Below are 13,305 nucleotides of genomic sequence, written 5' to 3'. Positions count from 1 at the left end.
TTCAAAAACGATAGAAAAGAGCCGGTGTTGGAGCAGGTAATTGATGTGTTTATACAACCATTCCTACGCCGGTACTAACCGGATCAGGTAAATAAGGGTTTTCTATAGAATCTCAGCAGCGAAACACTGCACCCCTTGGCTTTTCGAGCTTACGAGTAAACTCTAGCGCGCATGATAACAATAAAAAATGAAATGTAAATCAATCATTTGACGGAAAAGTGATTTTCACTTTAGTCACTGACTTTTAAGTTCTGAATATCTTCTTTTGCTTTTTTTCGCAGGCCTTCCATAGTTTTACCGTGCTCAACAGGTAACCTCGTAACCGGATCAACACGCACGAACACAATATCATCAGCTAAACATATCGTTTTTTTACTCGCTTTATTACGCACCAAGCAAGTGACTGTTATGGAAGTTCGTCCCACTTTTTTAGTTGCCAAACCAAACTCCACTATATCGCCCTGTGTTGCAGGTGATTCAAATGAAATTTCACCAATGTGCTTGGTCACCAAACAATTTGTCTCTAGTTGACAGATTGCATATATGGCCGCCTCTTCATCGATCCATTCGAGTGCCCTACCACCGAACAGAGCATTGGCATAATTTAAATCATTTGGCATTACTAAACGTCTGGATAAAAAACGCATTTTTTTCCTTATCAATGTAGAATAAACAGTCTGCTATAACCCCATTATAAGAGAGAGCACAGAGATTGACAGGCAAATTACTTATTGAGTGGCTAAATGACCGTCAAGAAAAAATAAGTCATCGACAAATACTGTTAGTTTCTGGTGATGCTCATTGGTGTGAACAGCAACTATCAACATTAATAGGTCAGCTCAATACATCTTCACTTTTACTCAGTGATAGTGCCATTTTCAATGAAGAACCCAATAAGTTTGAAATCTCTAAAACTTTGACGAATCAAGCGACTGGGAGCTCAGCTAAGCAAACCCGTGGGCAACGCCAGTGCAAGATATCACAATACAAGCAACACCTGGGAACGGAGTATGGTGTAGTCATTTACAATGCTTTTGACGGTTTAAAACCGAATGCTCTTTATGCTATCGAGGGTACAATTGGGATGTCTGGCTTACTTGTAATGTTATGTCCAAAACTAGAATCTTGGGCGGAATATGAAGCAAAAGCTCAAGGGATTGCATTCTCGTATCAAAGCCAACATAAAAAAAGTCTCTTTATTTCAAGAATGATTAATTGTTTTATGCAAGATGAGTCTGTCGCATTACTTACTTCGCAATCTAGTCATCTCCCCTTTACGTTCTTACAAAGCACAGTTAAGCATGATCTCGTTAATAAGGGTTTAAATGAGGATCAGCAAGCAGCGTTCAATGGCTTATTAACAGCGGCGCAATCTAAACATTCAGTTGGCCTTATTAGAGCAATGCGTGGAAGGGGGAAATCTACACTTTTGGGTCGTTTGGCGTTTGACTTAGCGTCGTCAAATAGCGAAAGGCCTGTCTATATTTCAGCGCCTCACTTCAACAATGCGCAAAGAGCGATACAAGAGTATCGAGCGCTAGTAAAAAACATAGAAACTGAATCTAAATCTAAATCTAAAAATGCCTCGCAGGATTCGGATATAAATGAACTAAAGTATATTGCACCAGATCAAATATTCAATTTACCCCAGAACTCAATATTACTTTTAGATGAGGCAGCAGCTATTGCACCTTCGATATTACTGTACGCATGCCAAAATTTTAAAAGCACGGTAATGGCTACGACAGTGGCAGGATATGAGGGCAGCGGTTTAGGCTTTAATCTACGCGTTTTACCAAAGCTTGAGAAGCTTGGATTACCGCTTTTTCCCTATGAGCTTTCAATTCCAATGCGTTGGCACGAAGATGACAAACTAGAACACTTATTTGCAAAAATATTTGCCCCCTATCCTCATGATTCAGCTTCACATTCCGCTTCACATTCCGTTCAAAGGGGTGGATCAGAACTTATTCAGAAAAACCGTAAAAGCCCAGCACAACAAAGCTCTCACTTTATACATGTCGACAAAATTTGGCTTGTTCAGCATGAAGCAATACTTACACAAGTATTTGGCTTGCTTATTCAGAGCCACTATCAAACGACACCCGACGACCTTATGAGAATACTAGATGCTGAGGATTATTTTATTTTTGTTCTCGCTAACACCAAGCAATTAAGCCATTTAGAATGTTGCGTAGAAGCGGTGGCAGTTGTCGTTGAAGAAGGTGGCTGGGAGCAAGATATAGATAAAATAGTTATAGAAGGCGTGCTGAGTGCAGAACGCAGAGTTAAGGGCCATCTTGTGCCACAAAATTTGGCGACAGCATTATGCGATGAATGGTTTATTCGAGCTAAAAGTTGGCGTATAAACAGAATAGCAGTTTTGCCCGAAATTCGTCTTTTGGGTCGCGGCAAGAAGTTACTCCAGCATATTAAATTAGTAGCTCAGCAAAATGAACTTGAATACCTATCGACGTCCTTTGGTTTGACAAGCGAATTATTTAATTTTTGGCATTCTCAAGCTTATTCATTAAATAAAATCGGTGCAAGGCGAGATACTTCGAGTGGTGAGCACAGTGGCATTATGATATGTCCTCTGACGAATAAAGCACTTGAAAAATTCAGTGCTTGTACCGAAATATTTTCTAATGATATGAGTTATCTTTTGGACTACGTGATTCAAGGGAATGCAAAGGATGATTCTGCCGTTTTTATTCGTGAACTCATTAAGCAACATATCATTTTTAGTAAAAGTAGTTTAGATAATGAAGCACAATCTGCAAGTATCAATGGGCATTTACAGCAAGTAAAGACGCAAACTAGCACATATTATTGTAAAGAATCGTCACCTCGAAGCATTACTGAGAAAGCACACCTCTTAAGAGTAGAGCAGTTTTTAAACGGAAGACGCAGTTTTAGTAACGCAGCAGCAAGCATTTACTTTTATACTCGTCACGATTCTGAAAATGAACTTCTACAAATCTTCAATTCTGCCCACCAAAAGCATCGCTCCAAAGAACATAAGTTAGCAACAATGAAAGACCTTAGAAGCAAGTTAAAACAATTACTACAGGTTTAGTGTTTTTATTAAAGGCAAAAAAAAAGCTCCCAAAGAGGAGCTTTATATTCGGTGAATCACCTTAGATACGAATGCCTTTATTTGAGGCCTTCGTTTTTATGTAAGGTTCCCAAGCTTCTGCATTCTTGCGAATGGTTGAATCTTTCTTAGCTTCTTTCGCCGCAGCCATCGCCGCTTTGTAATCACCAAGATAGAAGTGTGCTTCAATCATTGCGTAATGCACTTTACCTTCATTACCGTCATTGTCTTCAAGTGCCAACTTTAATGCTTCAATAGCACCTCTGTAGTCACCTATTGTCAACAACATAGAACCTTTACGACGGTAAAGCTCTGGATCATTAGCAACTTTCGCTGCCTCACCAAAGTATTTTGCTGCCGTTCTGAATTCACGAGCTTGAAACGCAGAGTTTGCTACTGACGACAATGTGTCCTTATCAGTAGGAATCAAACCAGACTTCATATGCTTTTCCATTAAGGCAGTTGCACGATGAGGCATGCCATTCACGCTGTATAACTGAGCAAGCTGTTTATGTTGAGTCGCTGTGGTTAAGTGACCTCTATAATAGGCTAGCTCTAACATCGTTAGTGCCATCGAATAGTTTTCAGTAATCTGGTAAAACAAACCAGCGTTCTTAAACCATGCGTTTGATTCTGGAAACACTTTGATAGCTGTTTCGATTACATCGATAGCTTCTTGGTATTTCTTCTGATCGTAATAAACACTCATTTTAATTGCATAAGGTGTTTCTTTCGGCGGATCTAACAAGGCAATAGCTTTATCTGCAGCTGGAATAACTTTATCTAATTGCTTCATCTCTTTATAAGCGTTAGCAATTTTCAAATAAGTCATACCGTCTTCTTTACAGGTAAACTTCATCCACTTTTCAAACCAAGCGATTGCTTCTTCATATTTACCGGCTTCGTATTTTAAGTCGCCGACTAATTTGATGATAGGAGCATGATCGTTGTCGTTCAGTATTTTAGTTTTTACTGCACGCTCCAAATAATCGGCTGCTTCAGCACGCTTACCTGGCTCAGAAACCAATAACTGACCTAAAAACCTATCGACAGATGCTCTGTCAAATGGGTCGTCAGCTTCGATTTCATACAACAAATCAATCGCTTCTTTAACCAAATCTTGGTTATAAGCTTCAAAAGCTTTATTCAGCTTTTTACCTACTTTTTGACCTAACAATTTTGTCTTAGCCGGCTGGTAACCTGGGCATTGAATTGCCAGGTTAGCCTGAGCCATTGATAGCGTCGAATACGACCCCATCAACAGTGTAGAACCGATTAACACCGAAGCCTTGAGAGATTTAAATTTCATCATCTATCCTTCTCCTAGCTTAAAGTCTAATTGTACTTCGAGTCCGTATTGTTTCTGAGCTACGCCATCAACAATCTTAGGACGATATTTCCACTTACGAAGTGCACGTTTTGCGTTTCGGTCAAATATTCGTTTTGGATCCGCGTCGATAACTTCAACATCTTCAACTCCACCAACTTCGTTGATAGTAAATGAAAGACGAACCCAACCTTCTTTACCGTCACGCGATGCTTGTGGCGGGTAATCAGGTGGAATACGGACGATAGGAGCAGCATCACCGTCACGCATTGCGCCAATACCACCAACAGAGGCGGAAATACCACCTGTATCAACGGCTGGAATTGCCAAACTAAAACCAGAGTTATCTGGATCAGCCTGGTCAGGCTCAACCAACTCGATTTTAGGTGGCTCTTCTGGCGGCGGAGGCGGCGGTGGTGGCTTTCTCACACGCGTCTGTATTTCATCATCAGGTTTCTGCATGACAATATCAATAACAGGTGGCGGTGGAAGCGCTTCCATTTCCTTCCCGTCGTTTTCGACTAACTTAGCCATTACAACGAACAAACCAAAAGCAATTGATGCACCAAGCAATATGGAAACAATAAATCTAACCATGTTAACTCCTCACCGCAATTGCTACGCGGTCAATACCGGCTTCCTTCACTTGATCCATTACTTTCACGACAATGCCATGTTTGGCTTTCGCGTCAGCTTGGATGAAGACTATTTCTGAAGGTTGCTCTGACAATAATTTTTCAAGATTCGCCGCGACAGCTTCCACTGAAATCTCGCGTCTATCCATCCAAATATCGCCTTTTTCGGTTATCGCAATAAATATATTCGCCTTCTTCTTCAAGACTGCTGTTTCGCCTTCAGGTTTGTTTACATCCATACCTGCTTGCTTAACAAAAACAGTCGTTACAATGAAGAATATTAGCATTATGAAGACGACGTCCAACATCGGCGTCATGTCGATTTGAGCATCTTCTTCTTCAATTCTTACTTTACGACCCATGATAATCTCTCTTAATGATGTGGCAGGCTATCAACTAATGTCTCTCTCGCCATTTTAGCTTTCGCTTCTAGGCGTGAACTGAAAAACAGTCCAGAAAGAGCTGCAACCATTCCAGCCATTGTCGGAATTGTTGCCATTGAAATACCAGCAGCCATTATTCTTGGGTTACCAGTGCCTTGTGTTGCCATACTCTCGAATACACCGATCATGCCGGTTACCGTACCTAACAATCCGATTAGTGGGCACATTGCCACTAACGTACGGATAATTAGCATTCTAGCATTCAAAGAATCTGACGCCTGTGAAATCCACGTGTCACGAATTCTATGCGCATACCATGAAGTAGTATCTTTTCTAGCATCCCAATCGGCGATAATTTGTTTCTTCACCTTTGGAAAAACTGAACTCAAATACCAATAACGCTCAACCATCAAAACCCACATTAGGAAAAGCGCGGCAGCAACGAAATACAACACGTCACCGCCGGTAGCGATAAAGTCCCTGACAGATTCCCATAATCCAATCAGGTGCAACATATTAAGCTTTCTCCGACTCTGCGCTAGTAGCAATGAAGCCAGCAGTTTGCTCATCTAAGATATGAACAATTGACTTCGCTTTTGCAGCAACAATACTGTGTACCAAAATTAATGGTAGCGCTGCAATAATACCTTGAGCTGTCGTTACAAGTGCCATTGAGATTGAACCAGCCATGATTCTTGGGTCGCCTGTACCGAACAATGTAATTTGTTGGAAAGTCTCAATCATACCAAGTACCGTACCTAGTAGACCTAGTAGAGGTGCAATAGCTGCGAAAATCTTAATAAGATTGATGCCTCTATCGACACTTGGTAATTCACGTAAAATAGCTTCATCTAGTTTAAGTTCTAGAGTCTCAACGTCAGCAGCTTTGTTTGCTTGATAAACCGTTAGGATACGACCCAGTGGGTTCTTAACGTTAGGCTGATCAATGTTCTTAAGCTGAGACTTCATTTTAGCGCCAACTGCAGAAAGTGTAAGGAACTTATACAAACCTACTAGCAAGCCAATAGCTAACATGACCGTGATTGTGTAACCAACTGGTCCACCTGCATGGTATCTTTCCATCATAGTCGCTTTTTGCTTGAATAAATTCAAGATTGCGCCACGAGAAGGATCCACATAAACAGGAATGAAACCGGCAGAAGCACTCGCATTTAATATATCTTGTGTCGTGCTTACTTGGAAACCATCTGGTTGACGGCCCAATGGTTGTACGCTGTTGTCTTCGTCATTATAAACTAAGTAGCCTTGCTCACCGATCAAGTTAAAAGAACCGATACGCAAAACAGTTTGCTTCTCTTTACCGCCATCTAAGTTTAGTACGTCTGTCTCAAATTTCTCAACTTGGCCAGAAGCAGTCATCTCAGTTTGTAAAGAAACCCATAACTCTCTTAATTCTTTAATGTTTGGAAGACCTTTAGAATCTTTTGACATTTCAGCTAAGAACGCATCACGGCCAGGGTACTGAGCGCTTACGATTGAAGTTGAGATTCGACCAAATGCATCAGCAGAAGCTTGACGCACAACACCAAACATTTCACCAAGGTCACCTTGAGCTGTGTCTAGTTCAATTTCTTTATCTACTAAAGTTTGCTCGTTTGCAGCAAACTGCTTAGCTAGACGATCACCACGAGCTTCTTCAGCACGTAAATCGGCTTGAGCTTGACGCAACATACCTTGTTTATCAGCGCGGTCCTTACGGAACTCAGCTTCACGTTGCTGATTCACATTAGATTGAACCGAACCTTCTTGTTTTACTTTTTGTAGCAAATCTTGCAATGTTGTCGACGACTGTGCTTGTGCAAATGAACTGACACAAACCATAGCCACTGCAGCAACAAGTGTTTTCATTGTTGTTTTCATTATACTTACTCCGCAGCTTTAATTGGTAATTTGATAAGATCTTCAGGTACTAAGCCCTGAGCCATACGAACGGCTTGAATGATTGAGCTAAGGTACTCATCACCCAACTTCTTATAACTACGTGCATCGTTGTCCCACACCCAAGCACTTTTCTGGTCTTTGGATAAAGCTAGAAGCGCAGTACGACCTAGGTTAAAGAAATCAACTGATACTTCCTGGCCACCATCTTCGATAGTACCTGTGTAAGTTTCAATTTTAGAACCGTATTCGTTTTCAGTTTGATATGCTTCTAGAACAACACGGAAACGTTCTGCAACAGTTACGCTTGAGTTGGTCATCACATCACGAAGTCTTTGAACTCGTTCTGTGCGCTCTTCGATATTGATTGGAATGTCTAGCTTAATAAATTCTTCTAGGCTATCAATCATATTGAACATCAATGGCACGATGTTTTGACGTGTTTCATCAATTGAATCGATTTGGCGCTGTAGTGAATCAATACCACGCTGTTGGTCTGCCACTAGATTAGCCAAGTAATCATTGTAAACTTTTAAGCTTTCCGTCGAATCGATGACATTTCTATATTCAGCCAATAATTCTTGAGATTGCTCGAAAAGGTTATTGATTTTTTCTTGAGATTGCGCTGCTGCTTTATGGATCTTAGCTTCTTCAGTTTTTAAGTCTTGAAGCTGATCTGCAGAGACGATCGAAGCATTCCCTAGTGCTAATGCACCCAGAACGCATGATGCTATTTGAGTTCTCTTGCTCATTTTGGACATATTCCCAACCATAGTTTTGAAGTTCACGCCGCTAACAATAAAGGGCGTCGAAATTATAATTATCATAGTCGTGCATTCAAAAGACCGATGCACTCCCCTAAGATAGTCACAGGATGTTATCTAAATGTCAAGAAAACGCATGGTTGAAGTGTTAATTATTTGTATGATTTTTTTCATGCTAAAGGGAAAAAAGAAATGATGAATAAAAATCAACAAAAAATGCATATTTTGTGAAAAACTTCTTGATTTATTAGCTATGTTGGAGTTGAAAAGTAGGCTTAGAATTCGAAATAGAATAGTTCAATCAGCTGATTGCTAGCATAAGAGCTAGATATCTAACCATTTCTTAAAGGGTTCGACCCGATTTAATGACTTTTTGTGCAATGGTTTTCTAATTTGCGCCATAGACGCCGTGCTAACAAGATGCTTTGATTCATTGAACTTTCTGTAATTATTATCTTTTTCTATCTGCAAAAAATGATAAATTTCGCTTATTGTTTGTTCAGGAGAGCTGACAAGTTGCTCATAATCAACCACTTTAATATCTTCATTAAAATAATTCTGCCAAAAGGCCAGCAAGCCGAGATGTTGTTCATAAAATGTGCTGATATCTGACACTTTACTTGAATAGGCCTGATAGAATCCGAAGTGCTGGGCGTACATTGAAAAAACACTATTTTGTTTTTCACGTAAAGTCCAAATGAACTTCGCTTTCGGAAATAGCTTTTTGATGTAGCCCACAAGAAGAAAGTTTTCTGGATTTTTATCTAAAACTAAGTGTCGGATATTCGATTGCTTAGGGCCTTTATTTTGTGTATCAAGCTCATCTAAATTAACATTCGCGTGCATTTTTAAACGTGATAAATACTCACTTATTATCTCACTGGCTTTCGTATCATTTAATTGAATTGGTGCCGAAAAATAATCTTGTTCATCAAAAAAGCGTTTTCTGAATACGTCTATTTCACCGCCAGATACTAGTCTAGGATGGGTTGATAACATCGTTTCTAATAAGGTACTTCCCGATCGATACAGCCCACAAATAAACACTAAATCACTTTGGTTCTGACTCACTTGTATGTCAGGGTTGAATTCACGCTTTATCAAGTCGCATTGCTTCAAGCTTTTTTCAATCGACTCAGGGCTTCGTTGTTTTAGGTCTAAGTTATTTGCTTCAACAAAGCAGGCCCATGATTTTTCATATTGTTTAGCTTCTTCATAAAAGCGGCCTAGACTAAAAAGCGCATCTACGTCTTCAATGACGTTTTCGGTTCGCTTTCCACCCTTTAGTAACAGTTGTATTTTATCAGCAATTCGAAGCTTACTATTAGCATTTGATTCTAATTCAAGCGCCCTGCTCAAGCTTTTTAAACAAAAACTTGGAGACTTAGCACAATCAAGGAACGCGGCACAGGCCTCTTCTAGCTTCCCCTCTCGCTCTAATAAACCAGCTAAGTTGAACTTTGCCTGAACATATGACTTATTGCACTCTAAGGCTTTTTCATAGCTTTCAGTCGCTTTCTGCGCATCCAAAAGCTCTTGGGAGTATATATTGCCAATATTACAATAGACTTCTTCAGGAGAATCGACCTTTAGTAATAGGGCCTTCTTATAAGCTTCGATAGCTGCCTTATATTCCCCCGCTAACTTCGACATAAACCCAAGATTGAACCATGCTGAAGCGTTCTGAGACTCGATACTTGTATACTGCCTTAACAGTTTAACCGCCTTGTGGAAATGCTGAGCGTGGTAATAAATGACGGAGAGCTGATTTACCCATCTGTAATTATTCGCTTGTTTTTGTAATAGCAATATTAAAGATTGCTCTTGCCAAGCTATTTCTTTTGCCAACAATGCAATATCAAGCATTAAATGCAATTCTCTTAGACCAAGAGAGCTTGTATTTAATGCTAATGTATTCCACGCTTTTTCTAATTGGCCTGACTGAGCTTGTTGTAAAGCAATGTCATATGGACTGTTCAAGGGACTGTCTGCCTCTTCTAGTGACTGTGTGAAAATAGGTAGAACGCTAGTTTAGATAAACTACAACGATTACACAAAAAAAAAGCAGCAGGTAAAAACCTGCTGCTAATCTATTTTTCTAGCTAAATTAGCTTAGAACTTGAATGTTACACTTGCATGCAAGTAACGACCTAATGTGTCGTAGAAACCAGCAATTGCGTTACCATTCTCAGATAGTGAACCACCAACCAATGGCGGCTCTTTATCTAGTACGTTGTTAACACCAACTAGTACTGCAGTGTTGTCATTAACTTCGAACGATGCTTTAAGATCTAAGTAGCTGTTTGAACCGATTCCGCCTTCTTTAACAAGAAGTAAATCTGCAGTGCCATCATAATCTACAGCACCAAAGTAACGCCACTTAGCAGATACTGACCAGAAGCTATCTGTAGAGTAAGTTACCGTTGCAGTGTGTCTCCAGTTAGGCTGCGCGAAACAGTCTGTGCTTACGTTGCCAGCACAATCGTACTTAGCAGATTCGTCACCTGGAATCGCATCATACTCTTTAGTCATCATGTAAGAACCGATAACTTTAGTAGTAAGTGTGCCTTCACCAATTTCGTAAGTGTGGTTAACACTCAAGTCAATACCTTCCCAGGCACGACCGGCAAGGTTAATAGATGTTGCTTGTACGAAACCGTTTTGACCAACCCATAAGCTACCAGAAGAGTTACGAGTGATGTTGTTACAATATGCAGCAGAACCTGTTGCAGCACACTGTCTCACGGTTAGTTCAGCACCAACAGAACCAATTACGTCTTCCATCTCAATGTTCCAGTAGTCGATTGAGAAGTTAAGATTGTCCATTGGTTGACCAACTAAACCTAGAGTATAAGTATCAGCTACTTCTACTTGTAGATCTGGGTTACCACCAGTTACTTGGTTGTATTGTGAAGCAGGGCTTGCAGCAATGTTACCGTACTGAGCAGCAGTTACGCCAGTGTTAGCACATGCAGCAGCACTTAACTCTGGAACACCCGTTGTTGTATCGTTTGAACATGGATCAACACCAGACCAAAGGCCTAGAGACTGAGGAGAGAACAACTCAGCAACGTTTGGCGCTCTTACAGCACGGTTGTATGAAGCACGTAGCTTATAGTTATCAACAACATCCCAGTCTGCGGCTAGTTTATAAGTAGTTTCGCCACCAGAAGTGCTGTAGTCAGAATAACGAAGACCCGCTTCAATATTCAAGTTTTCTAATACAGGAACGCTAAGTTCTGAGAAGATTTCTTTAACGCTATATTCACCAGAGATAGAGGTAGTTGGACCACCTTGACCTAGCAATAGACCTCTTTCAAAAACTTCATCAGAAAGTCTTTCGAACTCTTCTTTTCTGTATTCAGCACCTAAAACGATAGCCACTGGAGCGTCAGCTGAAGGTAAAGTAAAGTCTAAGTCACCAGTTACATAACCAGTTAATACTGTTTGCGTTGTTTCACCGTTAAGGATACCAACACCTGTTAGTGCACCAGCAGACTCAGCAGTTACACCGTTAAGAGTGAAAACTTCATAAGGGATACAAGCACTGTCAGCAGCACACGCTTCTGAATCTACAGCTGTAGCAATTCGTGGACCGAAGAAGTCGTTAATGTAAGCAGCAGATGAACCTGTAGTACCATACTGGAATGAAGTATCGTAGTACCAGTTATCATTTACGTCGCCTTTAGTACCAAGAACGATTCTTAGAGAGTTATGCTCTAAGTTTGAAGCACGTGGGCCACCTTCAACGTTACGCTTACCGATGTAAGTTACGAAGTTTTCACCTGAAACCACACCTAGCTCAGAAGTCAATTGACCTCTTTGTACGTCATTCAATAACGGGCTATCATAAGCAATTTCATAAGCTTCGTTAAAGAAAGTACCTGACTCAGCGATTTGTGCTTTTGTCACGTCTCTCATGAATGAAGTTTCTAAGTAAGGATTAAAGTGATCGTTGATTTCGTAGTTTACAAAAGTACCAACACTGAAACGCTCATCTGGACGCATGAAATGGTTAACAGGCGCGTAGTTGTAAATATTGCCAGAAGACGGTACTTGGAAACCAGTTGAGTTAAGCGTCCAATAGTCGTTAAATCCGTTAAAGTCATAAGAACCGTCGTCGTTGATAGTACCCATGTAGAAGTTTGGAACGATAGCGTTACCAGAACCACCACATGCTGTACCACCAGCATTAAGTGCACAAGAAGAGTAATCGCGAGCTTCTTGTCTCAATTCGTTATCTTTTCTGTAAGTAGCGTAAGCAACTGCATGACCACGGCCACCGTCGAACGCGCCACCAAGAGTCACGTCAAAGTTAAATGAAGTACCGTCGATACCGCTGTTACCGTCTGGGTATTCGAAGTTTCTTGCGTCCATCAAACCTTGGATATATTCGTTGTCATTGTTATGTTGATAACCGCCAGCACCTGCTGTGATTTCAAGACCTTCAAAATCAGTATCCATAACAAAGTTAACAACACCAGCTACGGCATCAGCACCATAAACTGTTGAACCACCACCAGTTAATACTTCAACACGCTTAACAAGCGATGCTGGAATTTGGTTGATATCTGGTGACTGTGAGTAAACACCGCCTGGCTGTAAACGACGACCATTCACAAGAACCAAAGTTCTTGAAGAACCTAGACCGCGTAAATCAAGACTCGCTGTACCAGAAGCACCGTTAGAGATGAAACTAGTTTGGCCAGCTTCGATTTGCGGCAAGCTGTTCAACAAATCTTCGATACGTGTGAAACCAGAAAGTTTGATTTCTACGTCAGAAGTGATTTGTACTGGACTTGCAGTTTCCATATCAGTTCTTTGGAAACGCGAACCAGTTACCTGAATTTTTTCTACTACGTCAGCACTATCTTCTTGAGCTGCAGCATTACCTGCAACACCAACCAAAGAGGCGGCGCTGAATAAACAAGCCAGTTTAACTGACTTTGCTAATTTTGAATTTGTAAACATTTATGTCTCCCTAGACACGTTGAACCCGGAGGTTCTTGTGAAATAATCGTTTAGACGATTTTTTATATTGTATGAGATTATATTCCCATACCGACAATAATATACACAGCATACAAGTATGGTCAACACTTGAAGCATTTTATTCAGTAATAATAAGTGCTTCAGGTCTAATTGATGTTGAGCAAATGTAAACTCAGCACAGGTAAAAGCAAACAAAGCGTCCTAATAA

Annotated in this window: 10 protein-coding genes and 1 riboswitch; of the genes, 1 reads left to right on the top strand and 9 read right to left on the bottom strand. The window is 40.5% G+C overall.

The window, feature by feature from the left end; translation table 11 throughout:
- Positions 1-43: 43 nt before the first annotated feature.
- A riboswitch (TPP riboswitch) is annotated at positions 44-146 on the bottom strand.
- 84 nt (positions 147-230) lie between these two features.
- Positions 231-647, bottom strand: coding sequence for an acyl-CoA thioesterase (locus tag ACKLNX_RS13840; protein WP_411694113.1), 417 nt, complete (start codon positions 645-647; stop codon positions 231-233).
- A 65-nt stretch (positions 648-712) separates the two neighbouring features.
- On the opposite strand from ACKLNX_RS13840, the gene ACKLNX_RS13835 reads away from it, so the two are divergent.
- Positions 713-3,079, top strand: a complete 2,367-nt coding sequence (locus ACKLNX_RS13835) for a GNAT family N-acetyltransferase (RefSeq protein ID WP_412972797.1) — start codon at positions 713-715, stop codon at positions 3,077-3,079.
- 61 nt (positions 3,080-3,140) lie between these two features.
- Here the strand turns inward: ACKLNX_RS13835 and ACKLNX_RS13830 are convergent, their stop codons facing one another.
- The 8 genes from ACKLNX_RS13830 to ACKLNX_RS13795 all read right to left on the bottom strand — a co-directional run bounded on the left by ACKLNX_RS13830 (position 3,141) and on the right by ACKLNX_RS13795 (position 13,076).
- Positions 3,141-4,409 carry a tetratricopeptide repeat protein gene (locus ACKLNX_RS13830; protein ID WP_412972796.1) on the bottom strand — a complete coding sequence of 423 codons (1,269 nt, stop codon included), beginning with the start codon at positions 4,407-4,409 and terminating at the stop codon, positions 3,141-3,143.
- Entirely contained in the window at positions 4,410-5,021 is a 612-nt protein-coding gene (locus tag ACKLNX_RS13825) for a TonB family protein (RefSeq protein WP_412972795.1), read from the bottom strand.
- A gap of 1 nt (position 5,022) precedes the next feature.
- Positions 5,023-5,421 carry an ExbD/TolR family protein gene (locus ACKLNX_RS13820; RefSeq protein WP_411694117.1) on the bottom strand — a complete coding sequence of 133 codons (399 nt, stop codon included), beginning with the start codon at positions 5,419-5,421 and terminating at the stop codon, positions 5,023-5,025.
- Between the two features lie 11 nt (positions 5,422-5,432).
- Positions 5,433-5,957: a MotA/TolQ/ExbB proton channel family protein gene (locus tag ACKLNX_RS13815; protein ID WP_411694118.1), complete on the bottom strand. Its 525-nt coding sequence runs from the start codon at positions 5,955-5,957 to the stop codon at positions 5,433-5,435.
- A gap of 1 nt (position 5,958) precedes the next feature.
- Positions 5,959-7,323, bottom strand: coding sequence for a MotA/TolQ/ExbB proton channel family protein (locus ACKLNX_RS13810; RefSeq protein ID WP_412972794.1), 1,365 nt, complete (start codon positions 7,321-7,323; stop codon positions 5,959-5,961).
- A 5-nt stretch (positions 7,324-7,328) separates the two neighbouring features.
- Positions 7,329-8,093: a DUF3450 domain-containing protein gene (locus ACKLNX_RS13805; RefSeq protein WP_412972793.1), complete on the bottom strand. Its 765-nt coding sequence runs from the start codon at positions 8,091-8,093 to the stop codon at positions 7,329-7,331.
- 336 nt (positions 8,094-8,429) lie between these two features.
- Positions 8,430-10,085: a sulfotransferase gene (locus ACKLNX_RS13800; protein ID WP_412972792.1), complete on the bottom strand. Its 1,656-nt coding sequence runs from the start codon at positions 10,083-10,085 to the stop codon at positions 8,430-8,432.
- A gap of 132 nt (positions 10,086-10,217) precedes the next feature.
- Positions 10,218-13,076 carry a TonB-dependent receptor domain-containing protein gene (locus ACKLNX_RS13795; RefSeq protein WP_412972791.1) on the bottom strand — a complete coding sequence of 953 codons (2,859 nt, stop codon included), beginning with the start codon at positions 13,074-13,076 and terminating at the stop codon, positions 10,218-10,220.
- Positions 13,077-13,305: the final 229 nt, after the last annotated feature.

This window comes from Glaciecola sp. MF2-115 (assembly GCF_047250385.1).
Classification (GTDB): Bacteria; Pseudomonadota; Gammaproteobacteria; order Enterobacterales; family Alteromonadaceae; genus Glaciecola.
Note: the sequence above shows the minus strand (reverse complement) of the source record. Positions and strands in the feature narration are given on the sequence as shown.

Excerpts from the sequence above, each read along its gene's own strand:
- ACKLNX_RS13840 (WP_411694113.1), bottom strand. The coding sequence starts at position 647 with ATGCGTTTTTTATCCAGACGTTTAGTAATGCCAAATGATTTAAATTAT.
- ACKLNX_RS13820 (WP_411694117.1), bottom strand. The coding sequence starts at position 5,421 with ATGGGTCGTAAAGTAAGAATTGAAGAAGAAGATGCTCAAATCGACATG.
- ACKLNX_RS13795 (WP_412972791.1), bottom strand. The coding sequence starts at position 13,076 with ATGTTTACAAATTCAAAATTAGCAAAGTCAGTTAAACTGGCTTGTTTA.
- ACKLNX_RS13810 (WP_412972794.1), bottom strand. The coding sequence starts at position 7,323 with ATGAAAACAACAATGAAAACACTTGTTGCTGCAGTGGCTATGGTTTGT.
- ACKLNX_RS13830 (WP_412972796.1), bottom strand. The coding sequence starts at position 4,409 with ATGATGAAATTTAAATCTCTCAAGGCTTCGGTGTTAATCGGTTCTACA.
- ACKLNX_RS13815 (WP_411694118.1), bottom strand. The coding sequence starts at position 5,957 with ATGTTGCACCTGATTGGATTATGGGAATCTGTCAGGGACTTTATCGCT.
- ACKLNX_RS13825 (WP_412972795.1), bottom strand. The coding sequence starts at position 5,021 with ATGGTTAGATTTATTGTTTCCATATTGCTTGGTGCATCAATTGCTTTT.
- ACKLNX_RS13805 (WP_412972793.1), bottom strand. The coding sequence starts at position 8,093 with ATGAGCAAGAGAACTCAAATAGCATCATGCGTTCTGGGTGCATTAGCA.